At 37.6% G+C, this 25664-nt stretch carries 22 protein-coding genes, 3 pseudogenes and 1 other annotated feature; all 25 genes and pseudogenes read left to right on the plus strand.

Features of this window, described 5'->3' with window-relative positions:
- Nucleotides 1-38: 38 nt before the first annotated feature.
- Nucleotides 39-190: pseudogene (locus ACEWFJ_RS09135) on the plus strand (DUF1290 domain-containing protein); the annotation flags it as partial.
- A gap of 150 nt (nucleotides 191-340) precedes the next feature.
- A pseudogene (gene ftsA, locus ACEWFJ_RS09140) lies at nucleotides 341-1659 on the plus strand (cell division protein FtsA).
- Between the two features lie 39 nt (nucleotides 1660-1698).
- Nucleotides 1699-2846 (plus strand): annotated as a pseudogene (ftsZ, locus tag ACEWFJ_RS09145) (cell division protein FtsZ).
- 401 nt (nucleotides 2847-3247) lie between these two features.
- Nucleotides 3248-4165 carry a sigma-E processing peptidase SpoIIGA gene (gene spoIIGA, locus ACEWFJ_RS09150; protein ID WP_473691732.1) on the plus strand — a complete coding sequence of 306 codons (918 nt, stop codon included), beginning with the start codon at nucleotides 3248-3250 and terminating at the stop codon, nucleotides 4163-4165.
- A 19-nt stretch (nucleotides 4166-4184) separates the two neighbouring features.
- Nucleotides 4185-4904, plus strand: coding sequence for an RNA polymerase sporulation sigma factor SigE (sigE, locus tag ACEWFJ_RS09155; protein ID WP_098305552.1), 720 nt, complete (start codon nucleotides 4185-4187; stop codon nucleotides 4902-4904).
- A gap of 190 nt (nucleotides 4905-5094) precedes the next feature.
- Entirely contained in the window at nucleotides 5095-5874 is a 780-nt protein-coding gene (gene sigG / locus ACEWFJ_RS09160) for an RNA polymerase sporulation sigma factor SigG (RefSeq protein WP_473691734.1), read from the plus strand.
- A gap of 200 nt (nucleotides 5875-6074) precedes the next feature.
- Entirely contained in the window at nucleotides 6075-6353 is a 279-nt protein-coding gene (locus ACEWFJ_RS09165; RefSeq protein ID WP_473691736.1) for a YlmC/YmxH family sporulation protein, read from the plus strand.
- Between the two features lie 114 nt (nucleotides 6354-6467).
- A complete protein-coding gene (gene pgeF, locus ACEWFJ_RS09170) occupies nucleotides 6468-7277 on the plus strand; it encodes a peptidoglycan editing factor PgeF (protein WP_098305546.1) in 810 nt (269 codons plus the stop codon).
- Nucleotides 7278-7282: 5 nt separating this feature from the next.
- The gene (locus ACEWFJ_RS09175) at nucleotides 7283-7957 is read left to right on the plus strand and encodes a YggS family pyridoxal phosphate-dependent enzyme (RefSeq protein ID WP_473692408.1); all 675 of its coding nucleotides are present in this window, start codon (nucleotides 7283-7285) and stop codon (nucleotides 7955-7957) included.
- Nucleotides 7958-7976: 19 nt separating this feature from the next.
- Complete coding sequence (locus ACEWFJ_RS09180) at nucleotides 7977-8438, plus strand: cell division protein SepF (RefSeq protein WP_473691738.1); 462 nt, start codon at nucleotides 7977-7979, stop codon at nucleotides 8436-8438.
- 6 nt (nucleotides 8439-8444) lie between these two features.
- Complete coding sequence (locus tag ACEWFJ_RS09185) at nucleotides 8445-8711, plus strand: YggT family protein (protein ID WP_429707338.1); 267 nt, start codon at nucleotides 8445-8447, stop codon at nucleotides 8709-8711.
- A 12-nt stretch (nucleotides 8712-8723) separates the two neighbouring features.
- The gene (locus ACEWFJ_RS09190; protein ID WP_473691740.1) at nucleotides 8724-9497 is read left to right on the plus strand and encodes a YlmH family RNA-binding protein; all 774 of its coding nucleotides are present in this window, start codon (nucleotides 8724-8726) and stop codon (nucleotides 9495-9497) included.
- 94 nt (nucleotides 9498-9591) lie between these two features.
- Nucleotides 9592-10098 (plus strand): septum site-determining protein DivIVA, encoded by a 507-nt coding sequence (divIVA, locus tag ACEWFJ_RS09195; protein WP_098305536.1) that lies wholly within the window; start codon nucleotides 9592-9594, stop codon nucleotides 10096-10098.
- Between the two features lie 51 nt (nucleotides 10099-10149).
- Nucleotides 10150-10369, plus strand: a binding site (T-box leader).
- Between the two features lie 82 nt (nucleotides 10370-10451).
- Nucleotides 10452-13217, plus strand: coding sequence for an isoleucine--tRNA ligase (gene ileS / locus ACEWFJ_RS09200; protein ID WP_473691742.1), 2766 nt, complete (start codon nucleotides 10452-10454; stop codon nucleotides 13215-13217).
- A 128-nt stretch (nucleotides 13218-13345) separates the two neighbouring features.
- The gene (locus ACEWFJ_RS09205; RefSeq protein ID WP_473691744.1) at nucleotides 13346-13678 is read left to right on the plus strand and encodes a TraR/DksA C4-type zinc finger protein; all 333 of its coding nucleotides are present in this window, start codon (nucleotides 13346-13348) and stop codon (nucleotides 13676-13678) included.
- Between the two features lie 121 nt (nucleotides 13679-13799).
- Nucleotides 13800-14258, plus strand: a complete 459-nt coding sequence (gene lspA / locus ACEWFJ_RS09210) for a signal peptidase II (protein ID WP_098305530.1) — start codon at nucleotides 13800-13802, stop codon at nucleotides 14256-14258.
- Nucleotides 14259-14261: 3 nt separating this feature from the next.
- Nucleotides 14262-15170: an RluA family pseudouridine synthase gene (locus ACEWFJ_RS09215; RefSeq protein ID WP_098305528.1), complete on the plus strand. Its 909-nt coding sequence runs from the start codon at nucleotides 14262-14264 to the stop codon at nucleotides 15168-15170.
- Nucleotides 15171-15370: 200 nt separating this feature from the next.
- Nucleotides 15371-15913 carry a bifunctional pyrimidine operon transcriptional regulator/uracil phosphoribosyltransferase gene (gene pyrR / locus ACEWFJ_RS09220; protein WP_098305526.1) on the plus strand — a complete coding sequence of 181 codons (543 nt, stop codon included), beginning with the start codon at nucleotides 15371-15373 and terminating at the stop codon, nucleotides 15911-15913.
- 148 nt (nucleotides 15914-16061) lie between these two features.
- Nucleotides 16062-17348, plus strand: a complete 1287-nt coding sequence (locus ACEWFJ_RS09225) for a solute carrier family 23 protein (RefSeq protein WP_473691747.1) — start codon at nucleotides 16062-16064, stop codon at nucleotides 17346-17348.
- Nucleotides 17349-17496: 148 nt separating this feature from the next.
- A complete protein-coding gene (locus ACEWFJ_RS09230; RefSeq protein WP_473691749.1) occupies nucleotides 17497-18411 on the plus strand; it encodes an aspartate carbamoyltransferase catalytic subunit in 915 nt (304 codons plus the stop codon).
- Nucleotides 18395-19681, plus strand: a complete 1287-nt coding sequence (gene pyrC, locus ACEWFJ_RS09235; protein ID WP_473691751.1) for a dihydroorotase — start codon at nucleotides 18395-18397, stop codon at nucleotides 19679-19681. Before ACEWFJ_RS09230 ends, pyrC begins: the two co-directional genes overlap by 17 nt.
- Nucleotides 19678-20775: a carbamoyl phosphate synthase small subunit gene (locus ACEWFJ_RS09240; RefSeq protein ID WP_473691753.1), complete on the plus strand. Its 1098-nt coding sequence runs from the start codon at nucleotides 19678-19680 to the stop codon at nucleotides 20773-20775. The genes pyrC and ACEWFJ_RS09240 overlap by 4 nt, the downstream gene beginning before the upstream one ends.
- Nucleotides 20760-23978, plus strand: coding sequence for a carbamoyl-phosphate synthase large subunit (gene carB, locus ACEWFJ_RS09245; protein ID WP_473691755.1), 3219 nt, complete (start codon nucleotides 20760-20762; stop codon nucleotides 23976-23978). Before ACEWFJ_RS09240 ends, carB begins: the two co-directional genes overlap by 16 nt.
- Nucleotides 23975-24754, plus strand: coding sequence for a dihydroorotate oxidase B electron transfer subunit (pyrK, locus tag ACEWFJ_RS09250; protein ID WP_429714154.1), 780 nt, complete (start codon nucleotides 23975-23977; stop codon nucleotides 24752-24754). Before carB ends, pyrK begins: the two co-directional genes overlap by 4 nt.
- The gene (pyrD, locus tag ACEWFJ_RS09255) at nucleotides 24751-25662 is read left to right on the plus strand and encodes a dihydroorotate oxidase B catalytic subunit (protein WP_154710753.1); all 912 of its coding nucleotides are present in this window, start codon (nucleotides 24751-24753) and stop codon (nucleotides 25660-25662) included. Before pyrK ends, pyrD begins: the two co-directional genes overlap by 4 nt.
- Nucleotides 25663-25664 lie beyond the last annotated feature (2 nt).

Raw genomic sequence — 25664 nt, forward strand, 5'->3', positions numbered from 1 at the left:
TTTACTCTTAGAAAATATGTGATTAAGTCATATTTTTCTTTGTTTTCTTTTTTAATATAATCTTAGCTGCAAGTTTAGCTTTTCTAGGAGTACATCTTGGTGTAGACTTATACTTGGCAGCAATCTTTGTAGTCGGATAAGGTTGTTTCAAAATATAGCAGTGATTTGCATCTTACTGTTGGAAAAATGAAAGAATGCCAAATAAAAATAAGAAAAATATAGTGTTAAAAAAGGGAAACACATAAATACGTTGAATATTTTTCTTATAACATAGTAAAACAACGATTGTTGTTCCATATATTGAATTTTGTGGTATAAATAAAGAAGGAGGTGCCAAAGAATGAACAGCAATGAAATATATGTTAGTCTTGACATCGGTACATCCAATGTTAAAGTTATTATTGGCGAGATGGTCAATGACGCTTTAAACATTATTGGTGTTGGAAATGTAAAGTCAAATGGTTTAAAAAAGGCTCCATTGTTGACATAGATGAGACTGTGCAATCGATTAAAAAAGCGATTGAACAAGCTGAACGCATGGTGGGGATACACATTGAACGCGTTGTTGTGGGTGTAAACGCAAATCAAGTACAGCTTCTTCCTTGTCATGGAGTAGTCGCTGTTTCAAATGAAGATCGTGAAATCGGAAACGAAGATGTGCTTCGTGTACTTGATGCAGCGCAAGTTGTGTCAATTGCACCAGAGCGTGAATTTATTGATGTGGTACCTCGACAGTTTATCGTAGACGGTCTCGATGAAATTAATGATCCGCGCGGAATGATTGGTGTACGTTTAGAAATGGAAGGCACATTAATTACAGGCTCGAGAACATTGTTACATAATTTACTTCGATGTGTAGAAAAAGCGGGTCTTGAAATAATTGATATTTGCCTTCAACCATTAGCAGCATCAACAGTTGCTTTGTCAAGTGATGAGAAAAATCGAGGTGTTGCTCTCGTTGACATCGGTGGAGGTTCAACAACGTTATCCATTTTCCAAGATGGAGAATTACAAACAGCAAGCATATTACCGATTGGCGGAGATCATATTACAAAAGATATAGCCATTGGATTGAAAACATCAACGGAAAATGCCGACCAAATTAAACTAAAATATGGACATGCTTTTTATGATACAGCATCTGAGGAAGAGTTATTTACTGTTTCAATTATGGGCAGTGATCAAACAGAGCAATATTCTCAAGTAGAGTTAGCAGATATCATTGAAGCTCGTGTAGAGGAAATTCTTATGTTTGTACAAGATGGGGTGCAAAAACTTGGTTTGAAACAGTTACCGGCTGGTTATGTACTTACTGGTGGTGTTGTTTCTATGTCAGGTATTCTTGATCTTGCCTACGATATTCTACATGAAAATGTTCGTATTGCAACGCCAGATTATATAGGTGTACGTGAACCGCAATATACGATTGGTGTTGGACTTATTAAAAATGCCTATCAAAAAGCTAAGTTACGAGGAAAAAGTGTTCAGGAGAAGCAGGAAAGTTATGAATTACAACATGCACCAGTGCCTGCTGCAGTGCAACAACCTGTAAAACAAAAGCCGCGTAATAACAATAACAATAACAATAACAATAATAATAATAATAATGAACGAATGATGTCAAAAGTGAAGCGTGTATTCCGATATTTATGGGAATAGATTTGAGCGCGAAAAATGAGGTTCTAGGGGGATTTCGACATGTTAGAGTTTGATACTACTCAAGATCAAATGGCAAATATAAAAGTTATCGGTGTTGGCGGCGGCGGAAACAACGCTGTCAATCGTATGATTGAGCATGGTGTACAAGGTGTAGACTTTATTGCAGTAAACACAGATGCACAAGCTTTAAATTTATCAAAAGCTGAAACAAGAATGCAAATCGGTGGCAAATTAACGCGCGGGCTTGGTGCTGGTGCAAACCCTGAGGTAGGAAAAAAGCCGCTGAAGAAAGTAAAGAACAAATCCAAGAAGCACTTCGTGGGGCGGATATGGTTTTCGTAACAGCTGGTATGGGCGGAGGAACTGGGACTGGTGCAGCTCCAGTTATCGCACAAGTTGCAAAGGAGTTAGGAGCACTAACAGTTGGTGTTGTAACACGTCCATTTACATTTGAAGGCCGTAAGCGTGCAACGCAAGCTGCATCTGGTATCGCAGCGTTTAAAGAAAATGTAGATACATTAATCGTAATTCCAAATGACCGTTTACTAGAAATCGTTGATAAAAATACACCGATGCTTGAAGCGTTCCGTGAGGCTGATAATGTATTGCGCCAAGGTGTTCAAGGTATTTCTGATTTAATTGCTACGCCAGGTCTCATTAACTTAGACTTTGCAGATGTAAAAACAATTATGTCTAACAAAGGTTCTGCATTAATGGGTATTGGTGTGGGGACTGGTGAAAGCCGCGCTGCGGAAGCTGCAAAACGTGCAATTTCTAGTCCATTGCTAGAAACATCTATTGATGGTGCACAAGGTGTTATTATGAACATTACAGGTGGCACAAACTTAAGTTTATATGAAGTACAAGAAGCAGCAGATATTGTAGCTTCAGCTTCAGACCAAGAAGTAAATATGATCTTTGGTTCTGTAATTAATGAGAGCTTAAAAGATGAAATTGTTGTAACTGTAATTGCAACAGGTTTTGATGATAGCATTTCAATGCAGCCACCAAAGCCAATTATTCGTCCTACAGCGACTACTAAAAATGTGCAACAGCCAGTACAACCAGTTAAACAACGTGAAATAAAGCGTGAAGTGAAACGCGAAGAGCCGGTTTTAAATGAGCGTAGTGCAGACGTAGACGACATTGACATTCCAGCATTTTTACGTAACCGTCGCAGACGATAATTGAATTGAAATTTTATCGCGACTAATAGTCAGTTAAATATCTTGATTTTTAAATAAAAAAGAAGGCCTTTTTAGGCCTTCTTTTTTTATTTCTATATGTTCTCTCTATCCCGCTATTTGCGGGCAGTAAGCCCCCATCTCAAGATGCAGAGAATAGCGAAGAAGATAGGTAGGGGAAGCTGCCCGTAAAAGCCCGATTGGTTCAACTAACCATCAGTGAGAACCCCACTGATGGAAGGTTCACTTTATCCTAGCTAGAAGGACTATTTGGTAGTTTTTAAACATGACAAATTATGCCTGAAAGCTTCAAAATAACAAAAAATCCCTTCCGTGAATTGACACACTTTTCCATAGGATATGCATTATACTAGTCTAAACTTTATAAAAAAGAGGTGAACCGTTTGGTCGTTTACGCCGATATTATTTGGTTATTAAACGTCTGCATTGATTTCCTTTTACTTTTATTAACAGCAATTGTTTTAAAGCGAAAAGTAAAAAGATGGAGACTTGCACTTGGCGCATGTATCGGTTCAACAATTGTTATTTTTGTATTCACACCGTTAGCATCTGTGATGACGCATCCTGTAATGAAATTATTATATTCATTCCTCATTGTGTATACTGCATTTGGTTTTATTCGTTTTCGGACATTTCTACAGACCGTTTTAACGTTTTATTTTGTGACATTTATGGTGGGAGGCGGCCTTGTTGGAACACATTTTTTTCTTCAAACAAATGACATGGTGAATGGACTTATTTCTACAAAATCCATTTCATATGGTGATCCTGTAAGTTGGGTGTTTGTTATGATTGGCTTTCCGATTATGTACTATTTTTCTAAAAAGAGAATTGCAGATGTAGAAGTGACAAAAATCCATTATGAGCAAATTGTGAAAGTAGATATCAAAATTGACATAAATGATATTCAACTAGATGGATTGATTGATAGTGGAAATCAATTGTATGACCCGCTTACAAAAACACCAGTTATGATTATACATGTTTCTTCTTTAGAACATGTGTTTCCAAAGTGGTTAATAGAACAGGTTCAAATGAAAACAACAATTCCATATATACCAGATGAAGAATCACAGTGGGCAACACGTTTGAGGTTAATTCCTTATCGTGCTGTAGGTGTTAATCAACAATTTTTGTGGGCAATTAAACCTGACATTGTACGAGTTTATCATGAAGGTACTACTGTTACCGTAAATAAAGTATTAATTGGTTTAAATACACAGCAACTATCAGCAAATGGTGAGTATCAATGTATTTTACATCCAAAAATGTTATTGTCTCAAAAAGTGACAATTGCTTAATGAAAAAAGGAGGGATTTTATGTTGAAATTAAAATTTCGTTTAACTTATCTTTGGTATAAATTATTACTAAAACTTGGAATTAAGACCGATGAAATTTATTATATCGGTGGAAGTGAAGCGTTACCACCTCCATTAACGAAAGAAGAAGAAGAAATATTGCTGCAAAAACTGCCAAAGGGAGATGAAACAGCGCGATCGCTTTTAATTGAACGCAATTTACGTCTTGTTGTATACATTGCTAGGAAATTTGAAAATACAGGAATTAATATTGAAGACCTGATTAGTATTGGAACCATTGGTTTAATTAAAGCGGTTAATACATTTAATCCGGAAAAGAAAATTAAACTTGCAACATATGCTTCAAGGTGTATTGAAAATGAAATTTTGATGCATTTGCGACGAAATAATAAAAATCGTTCAGAAGTATCATTTGATGAGCCTCTTAATATTGATTGGGATGGAAATGAACTATTGCTATCAGATGTCCTTGGAACGGATGAAGATATTATTACAAAAGATTTGGAAGCAACTGTTGACCGCCATTTACTTATGAAAGCATTACATCAATTAAATGATCGAGAGAAGCAAATTATGGAACTTCGTTTTGGATTAGATGGTGGAGAAGAAAAAACGCAAAAGGATGTTGCGGATATGCTTGGTATCTCACAGTCTTATATTTCGCGTTTAGAAAAACGGATTATTAAAAGGCTTCGTAAAGAATTCAACAAAATGGTATGAAGTTAAGCATTCTCTAACGAATATTTTTTACTTGGGGTGCTTGGTCGATTGCTTTTTTATAAGTAATTTAATTTTCATTTTAGAAAAAAACGTTTCATTTAGTAATGCGGGATAAATGAATATATGCATAAAATTCCCTCCAAAGGAGATACTTTACACTGTACAGCAACTCCCGATAGGAGGGAACACTTTGACGAGAAACAAAGTAGAAATTTGCGGTGTTGATACATCTAAACTTCCAGTATTAAAAAATGAAGAAATGCGACAGCTATTTCGAGAAATGCAAAGCGGTGATATAAGCGCAAGGGAGAAACTAGTAAACGGAAACTTACGTCTTGTACTGAGCGTCATCCAAAGATTTAACAACAGAGGGGAGTTTGTTGATGATTTATTTCAAGTTGGCTGCATTGGACTTATGAAATCCATTGATAACTTTGACTTAGGCCAAAATGTTAAATTTTCAACATATGCTGTACCCATGATTATTGGAGAAATCCGAAGATATTTGCGTGATAATAACCCAATACGCGTCTCGCGTTCATTGCGTGATATTGCGTATAAAGCATTGCAAGTACGAGAAAAGCTTATTGCTGAAAATTCGAAAGAGCCAACAGCGATGGATATAGCAAAAGTACTTGATGTGACGCACGAAGAAATTGTGTTTGCGCTTGATGCGATTCAAGATCCAGTTTCATTATTTGAGCCAATATACAATGATGGTGGAGATCCAATTTTTGTGATGGATCAGCTAAGTGATGATAAACAAAGGGACGAGCAATGGGTCGAAGAATTAGCATTAAAAGAGGGAATGAAGCGATTAAATGAACGAGAAAAGATGATTATTCGCAAGCGTTTCTTTCAAGGAAAAACACAAATGGAAGTAGCGGAGGAAATTGGGATTTCTCAAGCGCAAGTGTCACGTCTTGAAAAATCAGCAATTAAACAAATGAATAAAACAATTCAAGGCTAAGGTCTCATCATTTATGATGAGACCTTTTAAAGTTTTGAAGAGAGATTCTGCTCATAGGAAGAATGGTGGGTTCATATAATGGCTATAAAGAAAAGATTTTGTACGTGAAGGGTGTACCCCTTACTGCTGGAAGTTTCACTTTATGCATTGAGGTGGAATTATGATTGTCAGTTAAGTATGAAACAAAGGAGAGGATGGCAATGATACGTATTTCAGAATTTCAAATGAAGGATGTTGTCGATGTGTCAGACGGAAAGAAACTTGGAAATATTGGAGATATTGATATTGATATGAAGACGGGGAAAATTCAAGCAGTTATTATTACAAAACAAGGGAAAATGCTAGGTATATTTGGAAAAGAAGAAGAATTTGTAATTCCTTGGAAACAAATTGTGAAAATAGGAGAAGATGTTATCTTAGTTCGAGCGGATCATATTAATAAAATAACAGAAACAATACAAACACCGACAATTTCTTAAAGAATATTACAAATTCCTTTTTTTTTATGTTGTCATTATGGAAAAATAAAAGTATGGTAAAATAGACAAGAAGTACCATACTTTTTATGTTATTTTATTATAAGGAGCCTTTTTATGAGAGAACCATTTACATATAAGGACGGTATGTTACATTTACATGTTTGGGAAAAACTTGGACCCATCATAGCTGGATTTACTACAAAAGAAGGTGGAGTGAGCACCGGACCGTTTCATACAATGAATCTAGGGCTACACGTCCATGACAAAGTGGAAGATGTTCATGAAAATCGGCGTCTTTTAGCAGAAAAGTTACATGTTTCATTAGAAAAGTGGATTTGTTCTGAACAGGTTCATGACTATCATGTTGCAAAAGTAGGAAAGCAAGAGAAGGGAAAAGGAGTCTTTTCCTATAAAGATGGTATCCCGAATACAGATGGCATATATACGACAGATACAGACGTGTTATTAACATCTTGTTATGCGGATTGTGTTCCATTATATTTTTATTCGCCATCTTATAAAATGCTTGGACTTGCACATGCCGGCTGGAAAGGAACCGTAAAAGGAATTGCAAGTGAAATGATTAGAAAGTGGAAAGACGAAGGGATACCGCTTGATGATATACATGTTGCCATTGGTCCGTCTATTGGTGCGTGTTGTTACGTGGTGGATGAACGTGTGTTATCTGCGGCTAAACAAGTGATTCATAGTTCTGTTCCATATGAAATGATTTCTGATGGACAGTATGCAATTGATTTAAAAGAAATAAATCGTTTGCTCTGTTTGCAAGCTGGGATTAAGGAAGAGCATATCGCCATGTCCTCTCTTTGTACAAGCTGTGAAACGCAATTATTTTTCTCACATCGCCGCGATCATGGAAAGACGGGAAGAATGCTTAGCTTTATCGGTTTTAAGGAGGAGTGAAAGCAGTGACAGTACAAGGAAATTTAACATATGTTAAACAAGAAGTTGAACAAGCATGCCAACGAGTGAATAGATCTTTAGATGAAATTACACTTGTGGCTGTTACTAAAACGGTAGGTATTGAAAAAACAAATGAAGTAGTACAAGCTGGGCTTGTGCACCTTGGTGAAAATCGTAATGAAGGCTTTTTACAGAAATATGAGTATTTCGGAAACAAAGCGACGTGGCATTTTATCGGTTCATTGCAATCTAGAAAAGTAAAAGAGATTATAAATGAGATTGATTATTTACATTCACTTGATCGTCTTTCACTTGCAAAAGAAATTCAAAAACGAGCAACTAAATTAATTCGCTGCTTTGTACAAGTGAAAACTTCAGAGGAAGAGTCCAAACAAGGGATAGCTATAGATGAAACGATTAAGTTTATTCGCGATTTACAGCAATTTGATAAAATTGAAGTTGTTGGACTTATGACAATGGCACCTTACACGGATGATGAAATGCAAATTCGTAGTTATTTTCAAATGTTGCGTAAACTGCAAAAGCAAGTACAAGATTTAAACTTATCACATGCTCCGTGTACGGAGTTATCGATGGGAATGTCAAATGATTATACAATTGCAATTGAAGAAGGCGCTACATTTATTCGTTTGGGGACGATTTTAGTAGGAAAAGAATAGAGGGAAGGAGAATTTTATTATGAGTTGGTCAAAAGTAAAGTATTTCTTTTTTGACACACCAGAAGAGCGAGAAGCGCATTATGCTTATGAAAAGGAGCAAAATGAAATGAAAAAACAGCAGGAACCAGAGCAGGATATTCCGCTTACAAAAGTACAACCGAAACAAAACGTGGTAAGTATTGAAACAGCAAAACACCCTTCAAAAGTTGTTTTATTAGAGCCGCGTACGTATTCAGAGGCACAGGGTATTGCTGATCATTTAAAAGGTCGCCGTGCAGTTGTGATTAATTTACAGCGCATGTCTACAGATCAAGCATTACGTATCATTGACTTTCTAAGTGGCACTGTATATGCAATCAGCGGGGACATTCAAAAATTAGGTCCAAAAACATTTATATGTACGCCGGATAATGTAGACATTGTTGGAGCAATTTCTGAATTGTTCGGTGAAGAGGAAGACACAAATATAAAGAGGTGGTAGTGCGCTATGCTGATGATTTTACAAATTTTGCTCTATGTAATAAAAATTTATTCTTGGGCGCTTATTATCTATATCCTACTATCTTGGTTTCCGGGAGCAAGAGAATCAACATTCGGAGAATTTTTAGCACGCATTTGCGAGCCGTATTTGGAACCGTTTCGCCGCTTTATCCCATCAATTGGAATGATTGATATTTCACCAATTGTAGCAATTATTGTACTAAATTTAGCTAGTTCAGGATTGATACGCGTATTTGAATTTTTTGTGAGGTAAGAGGATATATACATGAGCATCTATGAACATTTTAGATCTGAAGAAACAGTTTTCGTTGATAAAGTGTTAGAATGGAAGCAAGCGGCAGAGGAATATCATCAAGTGAAACTTACTGATTTTCTTGACCCACGTGAACAGCAAATTGTTTCTATGATTGTTGGACATCAAGGAGATGCTGCGTTTCAGTTCTATGGAGCTACTCCGAGTGCAGAAAGAAAGCGGGCATTAATTTATCCAACTTATCTTATGCCGAATGAGGAAGAGTTTCAAGTAGAAGTATTAGAAATTGACTATCCTTCTAAATTTTATACACTGGAACATCGTCAAATATTAGGAGCATTTATGTCTCTTGGATTAAAGAGAGAAAAATGCGGAGATATTTGGCTCCAACAAAATCGTGCCCAAATAGTAGTTGCAAAAGAAGTTGTTTCGTACATAGAAATGAATTTACAATCAATTGGAAGAACAAAAGTGTCTTTAGCACCTGTGTCATCTGATCATGTGTTACATATGCAAGAACAGTGGGATGAAAAATCGGGGACAGTTTCGGCGCTTCGATTAGATGTACTAATAGCGGAAATGTTTCATATATCTCGTCAAAAAGCACAGCCATTTATTAAAAATGGTCTTGTAAAAGTGAATTGGAAAGTAGTTGAGCAATCTGCGTATGATTGTTTTCCAGGAGATGTATTTTCTGTCAGAGGTTATGGCAGGGGTAAATTACTCACTGTTGATGGAAAAACAAAACGCGATAAATGGAGAATTTTGTATGGAATCTTAAAATGATTTCTTTTTTTAGAAGGAAAATCTCCCATTTTGTCGAAGAAAAGATATAATTAAAAAAAGGAAATTTTAGATAACCTACTTGGAGGTGGCGTTTGTGCCGTTAACACCGTTAGATATTCATAATAAAGAATTTAGTCGTGGCTTTCGCGGCTATGATGAGGATCAAGTAAATGAATTTCTTGATCAAGTCATTAAAGATTATGAATTAGTGATTCGTGAGAAGAAAGCGTTAGAAGAAAAAGTCGCACAACTAGAAGGGAAATTAGAGCATTTCTCCAATATTGAAGATACATTAAATAAATCTATTGTTGTAGCGCAAGAAGCAGCAGAAGAAGTAAAACGTAATGCACAAAAAGAAGCAAAGTTAATTGTTCGTGAAGCAGAGAAAAATGCGGACCGTATTATTAACGAAGCGTTAGTAAAATCAAGAAAAGTGGCATTTGACATTGAGGAATTGAAAAAGCAAGCGAAAGTGTTCCGTACACGTTTCCGTATGCTAATAGAAGCACAGCTTGAAATGTTAAACAATGATGATTGGGACAAGCTAATTGAGTTAGAAGAAGAAGTAGATGAACTTCTTAAGAAAGAAGAAACAGTGTAAGCTTGACGTTTTTCTCATTATTACATATAATTCTATACAACATAATTTTTTAGAAAAACGAAGATAGGGATAAGTACTTTTTTCATACCTTATATAGCGAACTGAGGACGGTGGAAGCTCAGAATAAGGAGAGAATGGGAATATCACCCTGGAGTTCCTCGCTGAATAATAAAGTAAGCGCAGGCGTGTATTCGCGTTAAGAATATAAAGAGGATTGCTATATGTAGTAGTCTACTAGGGTGGTACCGCGGGAGACCTTCTCGTCCCTTTTTTGGGGGATGAGAAGGTCTCTTTTTTATTCCATTTATTTAGAAAAAATGCCTTTCTTTTATATATTTAAGGAGGAGTTAAGCATGGAGTACAAAGATACATTATTAATGCCAAAAACAGAATTTCCAATGCGTGGAAATCTACCGAAACGTGAGCCTGTAATGCAAGAAAAATGGGCTGAAATGGACATTTATGAAAAAGTACAAGAACGTACAAAGGGACGTCCACTATTCGTACTACATGATGGACCTCCATATGCGAATGGTGACATTCATATGGGACACGCGTTAAATAAAGTGTTAAAAGATTTTATTGTACGCTATAAATCAATGAACGGTTTTTCAGCACCATATGTACCAGGTTGGGATACGCATGGATTACCAATCGAGCAAGCTTTAACAAATAAAGGCGTTAAGCGTAAAGAAATGACAGTTGCTGAGTTCCGTAAACTTTGTGAAGAATACGCATATGAGCAAGTAAGCCGTCAGCGTGAGCAATTTAAACGTTTAGGTGTACGTGGTGATTGGGATAATCCATACATTACATTAAAGCCAGCGTACGAAGCACAGCAAATTAAAGTATTTGGTGAAATGGCGAAAAAGGGCTACATTTATAAAGGTCAAAAACCTGTTTACTGGTCTCCGACAAGTGAATCTGCATTAGCAGAAGCGGAAATTGAATATAAAGATAAAAAATCTGCATCTATTTACGTAGCATTCCCTGTAAAAGATGGAAAAAATGTTTTAGAAGGTGACGAGAAGTTCATTATTTGGACAACAACACCTTGGACATTGCCAGCTAACTTAGGTATTTCTGTTCATCCAGAACTTGAATACAGTATCGTAAAAGTAGATGATGCAAAATATATCATTGCTTCTGAGCTACTCGAAACAGTTTCAAAAACATTAGAGTGGGAAAACACAGAAGTTGTTAAAACAGTAAAAGGTAGCGAGCTTGAGTATACAGTGGCTAAGCATCCATTTTATGACCGTGATTCTTTAGTTATGCTTGGTGAACATGTTACAACAGATGCTGGTACAGGTTGTGTACATACAGCACCAGGACACGGGGAAGATGACTTCCTTGTTGGGAAACAATATGGCTTAGAAGTTCTTTGTCCAGTTGATGATAAAGGTGTATTAACAAGTGAAGCGCCTGGATTTGAAGGGTTATTCTACGATAAAGCAAATAAACCAATCACGGAAAAATTAGAAGAGGTTGGTGCATTATTAAAATTAACATTTATTACGCATTCTTATCCACACGACTGGAGAACGAAACAACCAATTATTTTCCGTGCAACTGCACAGTGGTTTGCATCTATTGAAGCATTCCGCAGTGAATTATTACAAGCTGTAGAGGAAACAAAGTGGGTACCAGCATGGGGTGAAACACGCCTTCATAACATGGTTCGTGACCGCGGTGACTGGTGTATTTCTCGACAACGTGCGTGGGGTGTTCCGATTCCTGTATTCTATGCAGAAAACGGTGATCCAATTATTACAGATGAAACGATTAATCATGTAGCAGAGTTATTCCGTGAACATGGTTCGAACGTATGGTTCGAACGTGAAGCGAAAGACTTATTACCAGAAGGCTTTACACATCCATCTAGCCCAAATGGCGAATTCCGTAAAGAAACAGACATTATGGATGTATGGTTTGATTCTGGTTCTTCTCATCAAGCTGTATTAGAAGAGCGTGATGACCTGCAGCGTCCAGCTGATTTATATTTAGAAGGATCTGACCAATATCGCGGTTGGTTTAACTCTTCATTATCAACAGCAGTTGCGGTAACAGGTAAAGCGCCGTATAAAGGTGTCTTAAGTCACGGCTTCGTACTTGATGGTGAAGGTCGTAAAATGAGTAAGTCTATCGGGAACATTGTTGTACCGAAGAAGATTATGGATCAACTAGGCGGCGATATTTTACGTTTATGGGTATCTTCAGTTGATTATCAATCTGATGTACGTATTTCTGATGATATCTTAAAACAAGTAGCAGAAGTATATCGTAAAATTCGTAATACATTCCGTTTCTTATTAGGAAACTTAGCTGACTTTAATCCAAGTAAAGATGTGGTACCGGCTGCAGAACTTCGCGAAGTAGACCGCTACATGTTAGTGAAATTAAATGACTTAATTACAAAAGTAAAAAATGCTTATGAAACGTATGAATTTGCAGCTGTATATCATGCGATTCATAACTTCTGTACAATTGATTTAAGTTCATTCTATTTAGATTTTGCAAAAGATATTTTATATATCGAAGCAGAAAATAATCATGATCGCCGTGCAATTCAAACGGTATTATATGATGTTCTTGTTGCATTAACAAAACTTGTAACGCCAATTTTACCTCATACAGCAGATGAAGTATGGCCATATGTTCCTGGTGTAGTAGAAGAAAGCGTCCAGTTAACTGATATGCCGGAAGCTATGGAAGTAGAGGGTGCGGAAGAGTTAAAAGTAAAATGGGATGCATTTATGACACTTCGCGATGATGTATTAAAAGCGTTAGAAGTGGCACGTAATGAGAAAGTAATTGGTAAATCGTTAAATGCGAGCATTACCCTATTCCCAACTGCAGAAATGAAACAAATGTTAGAGTCTATTAGCGAAGATTTAAAACAGTTGTTTATTGTTTCTGAGTATAAACTTGGTGGAACAATGGAAGAAGCACCAGCTGATGCACCGAAATATGAACATACAGCTGTTGTTGTAGCACAAGCAACTGGTGAAACGTGTGAACGTTGCTGGGTTGTATCTGAAACAATAGGAAGTAATGCAGATCATCCAACGTTATGTGAACGCTGCGGAGAAGTTGTAAAAAAACATTATGTAAAATAATGAAATGAAAAAATCGACTGCCTTGTATGCAGTCGATTTTTTCTTCCTTGGAAGGAAAAATGTGTGTGCGGTAATCGTGTGCTTTTCGGATAAACTAACGATACATTCCAGCCGGGAGGGACGCGCTTGTGACTGACACATACATGGAGATTCAAGAAGAGCTACAATTAATGCAACGAGAGCTACAGGAGCGATTAGCAAAAGAAGAGACGTATGCGTATGATGTAGAATTTGGAGAGGAATTGCTAGGTATAGCCAAAATAGATGTGAAAAATAAATTATTATTGCATGATATGAGAGAAGATTTAAAAGATGTAGAGCGAGCACTTTGGAAAATGGAAATAGGCATGTATGGAATTTGTGAAGAAACCGGACAAAGAATGACACTTAGACAATTAAAAGGTATGCCAACAGCACGTACAGTTCATGAATGTTTCTATGAAAAAGTAAAAACAATTTAAAGACAACAATATTATATTACCTAATTCATTTTATTTTATGCTCCTTTACGATGCTTCATTGTGAAAACATAGCAGCTATGCTAAAATTTTGAGGTACACTGTCATTGTGGGGGAAACGAAAATGATATATTATTTAATAGCATTATTTGTGATTGTCATTGATCAAGTATCAAAATGGATTATCGTAAAGGAAATGGATTTAGGTGAGAGTATTCCGATTATTGATAATGTACTGTACATAACGTCTCACCGCAATACCGGAGCCGCATGGGGCATTTTAGAAAATAGAATGTGGTTCTTTTATGTTATCACAGTCATCTTTGTTATTTTTATTGTGATTTATATGCAAAAATTTGCAAAGACAGACAAGCTTCTCGGCATTTCGCTTGGACTTATTCTAGGCGGAGCAATTGGTAATTTTATTGATCGTGTATTCCGAAAAGAAGTTGTTGATTTTATTCATACGTATATTTTCTCATACAACTTCCCGGTATTTAACGTTGCAGATTCGGCATTATGTGTTGGTGTTACGTTAATTATTATTCAAACATTACTAGAAGGAAAGAAAACAAAGGAGTAAATAATGAGCGAAGTAGTACAAGTAACAGTTACAGAAGAGCAAAAAAACGAACGGATTGATAAATTTGTTGCAGGGGTGAACAATGAATGGTCTCGTTCACAAGTGCAACAATGGATTAAAGATGGTGTTGTAACCGTAAACGGAAAAGACATCAAAGGGAACTATAAAGTAAAAACAAATGATGAAATTACAGTTACTATTCCAGAACCAGAGTCATTAGATATTCTTCCAGAAGATATGAATTTAGAAATTTATTATGAGGATAGTGATGTACTTGTCGTAAACAAGCCGCGTGGCATGGTTGTACACCCTGCGCCAGGGCATACGAGCGGTACGTTAGTAAATGGTTTAATGTATCACTGTAAAGATTTATCGGGTATTAACGGTGTAATGCGCCCAGGAATTGTGCATCGCATTGATAAAGATACGTCTGGATTATTGATGGTGGCAAAAAATGATATGGCACATGAAGCGCTTGTAAATCAGCTTGTGGCAAAAACAGTAACAAGACGCTATCAAGCGATTGTTCATGGTGTTATTCCGCATGATAAAGGAACAGTTGATGCGCCGATTGGACGTGATAAACAAGATCGTCAAAGTATGACTGTTGAGGAAAATGGAAAACATGCTGTAACTCATTTCCGTGTATTAGAGCGTTTTAATAATTTCACTCATGTGGAGTGTCAACTAGAAACAGGTCGTACGCATCAAATTCGTGTACATATGAAATATATTGGGTACCCACTTGCAGGTGACCCGAAATATGGTCCAAAGAAAACGTTTGATATAAATGGTCAAGCATTACATGCAGGTATTTTAGGTTTCGTTCACCCGCGTACAGGTGAATATTTAGAATTTGAAGCACCAGTTCCACAAATTTTTGTAGATCTTTTGGATGAGTTGCGAAAATAATATTGACAATCGTTATAAAAACTGCCATAATAACAGCAGTTGAATAAGTCCTTTAACACAGCCCCGTGAGGTTGAGAAGGTAACGGTTTGAAATACGTAGGGTACGTATACCCTTTTTCAAAAAAATCCTCTCGCACACGACGAGAGGATTTTTTTATACCATTCCTCTCACGCAAGAAAAAAGCTTGGAGGTGAAGAGCATGAAAGAAAAAGCAGTGGTACTAGATGATCAAATGATTCGCCGTGCTTTAACACGCATTAGTCATGAAATTGTAGAACGCAATAAGGGTGTTGAAAATTGTGTTCTAGTTGGGATTAAAACACGCGGCATTTTTATCGCACAGCGTTTAGCAGAACGAATTAGTCAAATTGAAGGAAAAGAGATGGCAGTTGGTGAATTAGACATTACATTATATCGTGATGACTTGACACTGCAATCTAAAAATAAAGAACCGCTTGTAAAAGGTTCGGATATTCCGGTTGATATTACGAATAAAAAAGTTATCCTTGTTGATGATGTATTATATACAGGAAGAACTGTGCGAGCTGCAATGGATGCTCTAATGGATATTGGAAGACCATCGCAAATTCAGTTAGCTGTTCTTGTAGATAGAGGTCACCGTGAACTACCAATTCGCGCTGATTATGTAGGAAAAAACATTCCAACATCAAGCGAAGAACGTATTGAAGTAGGACTTCAAGAAACAGACAAACAAGATCGAGTAAGCATATACGAAAAATAAAGCCCTTTTAAATGTAGTCCTGTGAGGCTGCCAAAGGGTCTTGGCTTTCATATGTCTAATTTGACATACGAAAGTATAGGACTCTTTGTGCATAGGGCGCAAAGAGTTTTTTTATTGCAAGTTTTCAACATTGGAGGAGGATATAATAATGGAACAAAAGCCAGTGTTAGACATTCATGAAGTACCGAAACCAGGAAAATGGTTACTGTTAAGTATACAGCATTTATTCGCTATGTTTGGAGCGACAGTGCTTGTTCCATTTTTAACAGGATTAAGCCCAGCGGTTGCTTTAATCTCGAGCGGACTAGGAACGCTAGCATTCCTGCTAATCACGAAAGGGCAAGTTCCAGCTTACCTCGGATCATCATTTGCATTCATTGCACCGATTATTACAGCAAAAGCAGCAGGCGGCCCAGGAGCAGCAATGCTTGGCGGAATGATGGCAGGACTTGTCTATATGTTGATTGCACTTGCGATTAAAAAATCTGGATCTAATTGGATTATGAATCTCTTGCCCCCAATCGTAGTTGGTCCAGTTGTTATGGTAATTGGACTTGGGCTTGCACATACAGCAGTAGATATGGCAATGAATAATGCAGATGGAAAATATAGCTTTACACACTTTTCAGTTGCACTTGTCACATTAGCAATTACAATCATCTGCTCAATCTTTGGAAGAGGATTCTTAAGCATCATACCAGTTTTAATAGGAATCATAGGCGGTTACATCTTTGCTTACTTCCAAGGCTTAGTCGATTTGAAACCAGTAATTGAAGCGAAATGGTTTGATGTACCGGATTTCGTAGTGCCATTTGTCACATATACACCAGAATTTTCGTGGAAAATAGCATTAGTAATGGTACCTGTTGCAATCGTTACAGTTTCAGAACATATTGGACATCAAATTGTACTTGGAAATGTCATAAATAAAGACTTAATTGAAAAGCCAGGCTTACACCGCTCTATTATGGGAGATGGAATTGCAACATTCATTGCTTCAGCAATTGGAGGACCGCCAAATACGACGTACGGTGAAAATATTGGAGTGCTTGCAATTACAAGAGCATACAGCGTATATTTATTCGTTGGATCAGCAATATTGGCAATTATGTTCGGATTTATTGGTAAAATTTCAGCTCTTATCCATTCGATCCCAACACCAGTTATGGGCGGAGTTTCAATCTTACTATTCGGTATTATCGCATCAAGCGGTTTACGCATGATGGTAGATGAGAAAACAGATTTCGGGGATAAACGAAATTTAGTAATAGCATCAGTCATACTTGTAATTGGCATCGGTGGTGCAGTGCTTCATATCGGTCAATCATTCCAAGTAGAAGGCATGGCTCTTGCAGCAATTGTAGGGGTAATCCTAAACTTAGTACTACCTGAACTGAAACAAAAACAACAACAATCAAAGAACATTGCTTCATAAGAACAACCTTTTAATTCAGTCCTGTGAGACCGAAAAGGGTGTGTAATTTGTTACACCCTAGTCTCGCACGGCTAGGGTATTTTTATGCAATTATTGTTATATAAATACAAAGATGCTATGATAAAAATCAGAAAGATGAGGGATGACAATGAACCATTTGTTAACGATGAGTGAATTATCGGAGCAGGAGATTTCAGAAATCCTAAAAGATGCAGAAGATTTCGCAAGTGGAAAAGGAATAAGAACGAAAGAGCAAACGTTTGTTGCAAACTTATTCTTTGAGAACAGTACGAGAACACGTTTTAGCTTTGAAGTAGCAGAGAAGCGATTAGGGCTCGATGTTCTGAACTTCTCGGCAGAGTCTTCTAGCGTACAAAAAGGAGAAACACTTTACGATACGATAAGAACACTTGAATCAATCGGAACAAAAGCAGTGGTCATCCGCCATCAACAAGATCGCTACTTTGATGAGCTAAAGGATCAAGTAAACATTCCAATCTTGAATGCTGGCGATGGATGTGGAAATCATCCAACGCAATGTCTTCTAGATCTTCTAACAATTAAACAAGAGTTTGGAGGATTTGAAGGATTAAAGATTGCGATTGTTGGAGATATTCGCCATAGCCGAGTAGCACGTTCTAATGCTGAAGCTTTAACAAAACTAGGAGCAACGATTTACTTTGCTAGCCCTGAAGAGTGGAAAGATGAAACGAACACATTTGGAACATACAGAAGTTTAGATGAACTTGTTCCAGAAGTTGATGTGATGATGTTACTTCGTGTGCAACATGAGCGTCATGATCATTATGAAACAGATATCATGAAAGAGTATCATGAGCAGCACGGACTAACAATTGAACGAGAAAAGCGTATGAAACAAGGAAGCATTATTATGCATCCAGCTCCTGTAAACCGTGATGTAGAAATTGCAAGTGAACTCGTTGAGTGTGAGCGTTCACGCATATTCAAACAGATGGAAAATGGAGTTTACGTAAGAATGGCTGTACTAAAACGCGCATTACCAAATGTATTAGGAGGAATAAAACATGAACTATTTATTTAAAAATGGACGTTATTTGAATGAAGAAGGAAAAATCGTAGCAACAGATCTTCTCGTACAAGACGGTAAAATTGCGAAAGTAGCAGAAAATATTACGGCAGATAATGCTGAAGTAATCGATGTAAACGGAAAATTAATTGCACCTGGATTAGTAGATGTACACGTTCATCTTCGCGAACCAGGTGGTGAACATAAAGAAACAATTGAAACAGGTACACTTGCGGCAGCAAAAGGTGGATTTACAACAATTTGCGCAATGCCAAATACACGTCCAGTACCAGACAGCAGAGAACATATGGAAGACTTGCAAAAACGAATTAAAGAAAAAGCGCATGTAAATGTACTGCCATATGGAGCGATTACAGTACGCCAAGCAGGTTCTGAAATGACAGACTTTGAAACATTAAAAGAACTTGGAGCATTCGCGTTTACTGATGATGGAGTAGGCGTACAGGATGCAAGCATGATGCTGGCAGCGATGAAGCGTGCAGCAAAATTAAATATGGCAGTTGTTGCACACTGTGAAGAAAATACGCTAATCAATAAAGGGTGTGTACATGAAGGCAAGTTTTCTGAGAAACACGGCTTAAACGGTATCCCATCAGTATGTGAGTCAGTACATATTGCCCGGGACATATTACTTGCAGAAGCAGCAGGGTGTCACTATCACGTATGTCACGTAAGTACAAAAGGATCTGTACGTGTGATTCGTGATGCAAAGCGTGCTGGAATTAAAGTAACAGCAGAAGTAACACCGCATCACTTAGTATTATGTGAAGATGATATCCCAGGTATGGATCCAAACTTTAAAATGAATCCACCGCTTCGAGGAAAAGAAGATCATGAAGCGTTAATCGAAGGATTATTAGATGGAACGATCGATATGATCGCAACTGACCACGCACCGCATACTGCGGAAGAGAAAGCACAAGGGATTGAAAGAGCACCGTTTGGAATTACTGGTTTTGAAACAGCATTCCCACTACTATATACAAACCTTGTGAAAAAGGGAATTATCACATTAGAACAGTTAATTCAATTCTTAACAGAAAAACCAGCTGATACATTTGATTTAGAAGCAGGCCGACTGCAAGAAGGAAGAGCTGCTGATATTACAATTATCGATTTAGAACAAGAAGAAGAGATTGACCCAACAACATTCTTATCAAAAGGAAAAAATACGCCATTTGCAGGCTGGAAGTGTCAAGGATGGCCGGTTATGACATTAGTTGGCGGTAAGATCGCATGGCAAAAGGAGAGTGCATTAGTATGAAAAGACAGCTTATATTAGAAGATGGAACAATTTTAATTGGAGAAGGTTTCGGAGGAGAAATCGAAAAGTCAGGTGAGGTTGTATTTACAACTGGAATGACTGGATATCAAGAAACATTATCTGATCCATCATACTGCGGTCAAATTGTAACATTTACGTACCCATTAATCGGAAACTACGGCATTAACCGTGATGATTTCGAATCAATTCATCCATCTGTAAATGGTTTAATAGTAAACGAAATTTGTGCTCACCCATCTAACTTCCGTAATGAAATTTCGTTAGATGATTATTTAAAAGAAAGAAACATTCCAGGATTAGCAGGAATTGATACAAGAAAATTAACACGAAAAATTCGTCAATATGGAACATTACGCGGACGTCTTTGCAACATGGATGCGGATGTAGAGTACATCGTTAGCCAATTGAAAGCAACTGTCTTTACAGATCATGTGAAACGCGTATCAACAAAAGATCCATATCCAAGTCCAGGTCGTGGTCATCGTGTTGTACTTGTAGACTTCGGTATGAAACACGGTATTTTACGAGAATTAAATAAACGTGATTGTGATGTAATTGTTGTACCTTACAATACAACGGCGCAAGAAATTTTACGCCTTAGCCCAGATGGAATTATGTTAAGTAATGGACCTGGGGATCCAAAAGATGTGCCAGAAGCAATTGAAATGTTAAAAGAAATCATCGGAAAAGTACCTTTATTCGGGATTTGCCTTGGCCATCAATTATTCGCTCTAGCATCTGGTGCGAATACAAGCAAGTTAAAATTCGGTCACCGTGGTTTAAATCACCCAGTAAAACACCTTGCAACTGGAAAAGTAGCAATCACTTCTCAAAACCATGGTTACGCAGTAGAAGAAGAGTCAGTTAAAAATACAGATCTTGAAATTACGCATGTTGCTTTAAACGACGGTACAGTAGAAGGTCTTCGTCATAAGAAGTTCCCAGCATTTACAGTGCAATATCATCCAGAAGCATCAGCAGGACCAGAAGATGCAAATGATTTATTCGAAGATTTCTTAGCAATGATTGAAAACTTCAAGAAAGAAGGGGAAGAGTTATGCCAAAACGCCTAGACATTAACACAATTTTAGTAATCGGATCAGGACCAATTGTAATTGGGCAAGCAGCAGAGTTTGATTACTCTGGTACACAAGCTTGTCAATCTCTTAGAGAAGAAGGTTACAAAGTAATCCTTGTTAACTCTAACCCAGCAACAATTATGACAGATACTGCAACAGCAGATAAAGTATATATAGAACCATTAACATTAGAATTCGTAAGCCGTATCATTCGTAAAGAACGTCCAGATGCAATCCTACCAACATTAGGTGGTCAAACAGGGTTGAATATGGCTGTTGAACTTGCGAAATCAGGCATACTTGAAGAGTGCGGAGTTGAAATTTTAGGAACAAAATTATCAGCAATCGAGCAAGCGGAGGATCGTGATTTATTCCGTACATTAATGCAGGAATTAAATGAACCAATTCCATCTAGCACCATTATTCATACGCTAGAAGAAGCACATGAATTTGTAAAAGAAATTGGTTATCCAGTTATTGTTCGCCCAGCATTTACAATGGGGGGAACAGGTGGCGGAATCTGTAGTAATGAAGAAGAACTAATTGAAATCGTATCAGGTGGATTAAAACATAGTCCAGTAACACAATGTTTATTAGAAAAGAGTATTGCTGGTTGTAAGGAAATTGAATATGAAGTAATGCGTGATTCCAATGATAATGCCATCGTAGTATGTAATATGGAAAACATTGATCCAGTTGGTGTGCATACAGGGGATTCTATCGTTGTTGCACCAAGCCAAACGTTAAGTGATCGTGAATATCAAATGTTACGTAACACTTCATTAAGAATTATTCGCGCATTAGGAATTGAAGGTGGATGTAACGTTCAGCTTGCACTTGATCCACATAGCTTCCAATACTATGTAATCGAAGTAAACCCGCGTGTAAGTCGTTCGTCTGCACTAGCATCTAAAGCAACTGGATATCCAATTGCGAAGCTAGCGGCGAAAATTGCAGTCGGTTTAACATTAGATGAAATTGTAAACCCAGTAACACAAAAAACATACGCTTGCTTCGAGCCGGCATTAGACTATGTTGTTTCAAAAATTCCGCGCTGGCCATTTGATAAGTTTGAATCAGCAAACAGAACGCTTGGTACGCAGATGAAAGCAACAGGTGAAGTTATGTCAATCGGACGTAACTTAGAGGAATCATTATTAAAAGCGGTTCGTTCTCTAGAGCTTGGCATTTATCACTTAGAGTTAGACCACTTAAAAGAGCTTGATAAAGAAACAATGAAAAAACGCATTATTAAAGCTGATGATGAGCGACTGTTTGTTGTAGCAGAAGCAATCCGTCAAGGTGTAACGAAAGAAGAAATTAACTCATGGTGTGAAATGGACTTCTTCTTCTTACAAAAAGTTGAAAACATCGTAAATATGGAACGCAAAGTAAAAGAAAATGTAGGAAATATGGAAGTATTACAATCTGCGAAAAAAATGGGCTTCAGTGATCACTACATTGCAGCTGCTTGGAATAAAACAGAGCGTGAAATTTACGATATGCGTAAAGAAAGCAATATGACTCCTGTTTATAAAATGGTAGATACTTGTGCGGCAGAGTTTGAATCTGCAACACCATACTACTACAGCACATACGGTGACGAGAATGAATCGATTGTAACAGATCGTAAGAGTGTAGTTGTACTAGGATCTGGTCCAATCCGTATTGGTCAAGGTGTTGAGTTTGACTATGCAACAGTTCACTCTGTATGGGCAATTAAAGAAGCTGGATATGAGGCAATCATTGTTAATAACAACCCAGAAACAGTTTCAACAGACTTCAGTATTTCTGACAAATTATACTTTGAACCACTAACAATCGAAGATGTAATGCACATCATTGATTTAGAGAAGCCAGAAGGTGTTATCGTCCAATTCGGTGGACAAACGGCAATTAACTTAGCTGCTAAATTAGAAGAACATGGTGTGAAAATTTTAGGAACATCACTTGAAGATTTAGACCGTGCAGAAGATCGTGATAAGTTTGAAGCGGCTTTAACACAGCTTGGTATCCCGCAACCAGTTGGTAAAACAGCAACGACTGTAGAACAAGCGGTAGCGATCGCTGACAAAATTGGTTACCCAGTATTAGTAAGACCATCTTACGTACTTGGTGGACGTGCAATGGAAATCGTATATCGTCAAGAAGAACTGCTGCACTACATGAAGAACGCAGTTAAAGTTCATGCGGATCACCCAGTATTAATTGACCGTTACATGGTTGGTAAAGAAATTGAAGTAGATGCAATTTCAGACGGTGAAAATGTATTCATTCCAGGTATTATGGAACATATTGAACGCGCTGGAGTTCACTCTGGTGACTCAATTGGAGTATACCCACCACAAAGCTTATCTGCAAAACTGAAAGAACAAATTATCGAAAATACAATTGCACTTGGACGAGGATTAAACATTGTTGGATTACTAAATATCCAGTTTGTAGTATTCAAAGATGAAGTGTATGTAATTGAAGTAAACCCACGTGCGAGCCGTACAGTACCATTCTTAAGTAAAATTACAGGCGTACCGATGGCAAATATCGCAACGAAAGTTATTTTAGGTCAAAACCTAGTAGAGCAAGGTTATGAAACTGGCTATCGCCCAGAAGAGAAGGAAGTATACGTAAAAGCTCCAGTATTCTCATTTGCAAAACTACGCTCAGTTGATACAACATTAGGACCTGAAATGAAATCAACAGGGGAAGTAATGGGTAAAGATTTAACGCTTGAAAAAGCATTATATAAAGGACTTGTTGCTTCTGGAATTAATATTCCAACGCACGGATCAGTAATCATTACTGTAGCTGATAAAGACAAAGAAGAAGCGATGGAAATTGCAAAACGCTTCCATGAAATCGGCTATAACTTATTAGCAACAGCAGGAACAGCACAATCGTTAACAGAGCAAAACATTCCGGTGCAAGTTGTAAACAAAATTGATTCTGAAGACTACAACTTACTTGATATTATCCGTCAAGGAAAAGCACAGTTTGTAATCAATACATTAACAAAAGGAAAACAACCAGCGCGTGATGGCTTCCGTATTCGTCGTGAGTCTGTAGAAAATGGAGTAGCATGCTTAACATCACTAGATACAACAAGAGCAATCTTGCGCGTACTAGAATCTATGACATTCTCAGCTCATGCTATGAAAGAAATTGCGCCAACCCAGCGTCACGAGGTGGTACATGCATGATGCAAAAGCAAAATATGATCGTCGTTAACCAAACAGAAATCGCAAAAAACATTTATGAATTAGTGCTTCAAGGTGATCTTGTACAGCAAATGAACGAACCAGGGCAGTTTGTACACATTAAAGTCGCAGAGGGCATCACGCCCCTTCTGCGCCGCCCAATTAGTATTTGTAATGTTGATCAAGAAAAGAACGAATTTACAATGCTATATCGTGCGGAAGGACAAGGAACAAAAACATTAGCGAAGAAAAAGCAAGGTGAACTTGTAGACGTATTAGGACCATTAGGTCATGGATTTCCTGTAGAAGAAGCGGAATCTGGACAAACGGCTCTATTAGTTGGCGGGGGAATTGGTGTACCACCACTATATGAATTGTCACAGCGTCTTGTAGCAAAGGGAGTACGCGTTATTCACATCTTAGGTTTCCAAACAAAAGATGTTGTCTTCTACGAAGAGAAATTTGCAGAGCTTGGCGATACGTATGTTGCAACAGTAGACGGTACACATGGTACAAAAGGATTTGTAACAGATGTAATTGATAGCTATGGAATTGACTTTGACATTCTATACTCATGTGGACCTTTAGCGATGCTACGGGCACTAGAAGGACGCTATAAAGAGAAAAAAGCCTACATTTCACTAGAAGAACGTATGGGCTGTGGTATTGGAGCGTGTTTCGCATGTGTATGCCACTTGCAAGAAGATCCAAGTGGACATTCTTACAAGAAGGTGTGTAGTGACGGGCCAGTATTTCCAATCGGGGAGGTTGTACTATGAACAGGTTGCAAGTTGAATTACCAGGATTATCATTAAAGAATCCAATTATCCCAGCATCTGGTTGCTTTGGATTTGGTCGTGAGTATGCGCAGTTTTATGATTTAAGTGTACTTGGATCAATCATGATTAAAGCAACAACGGAACAACCTCGTTATGGAAATCCAACGCCTCGTGTTGCAGAAACACCAGGCGGAATGCTAAATGCAATCGGGCTTCAAAACCCAGGATTAGAAAAGGTAATGACGTCTGAATTACCATGGCTAGAGCAATTCGATCTTCCGATTATTGCGAACGTTGCGGGCTCACAAGCTGAAGATTATGTAGCAGTAGCAAAGGAAATTTCGAAAGCACCAAATGTTCATGCACTAGAATTAAATATTTCTTGTCCAAACGTAAAAACAGGCGGTATCGCTTTTGGTACAGTTCCAGAAATTGCTGCTGATTTAACGAAGCGAGTAAAAGAGGTTTCTGAAGTACCGGTATATGTGAAATTGTCACCGAACGTGGCAAACATTGTGGAGATTGCAAAGGCAATCGAAAATGCAGGTGCGGACGGATTAACGATGATTAATACATTGCTTGGTATGCGTCTAGATTTAAAAACAGCAAAACCAATTTTAGCAAATCGTACAGGGGGACTATCAGGCCCAGCGATTAAGCCAGTGGCGATTCGTATGGTGCACGAAGTGAGTCAAGCTGTTAACATTCCAATTATCGGAATGGGCGGTATTGAATCAGCGGAAGATGTAATTGAGTTCTTCTACGCTGGTGCAAGTGCAGTAGCCGTTGGAACAGCAAACTTCGTCGATCCGTTTGTATGTCCAACAATTATTGAAGAATTACCAGCACTTTTAGATGAATTAGGATTTGAACACATTTCGGAATGTCAGGGAAGGAGCTGGAAGTAAAC

The organism is Bacillus sp. EA-CB0995 (assembly GCF_055814245.1).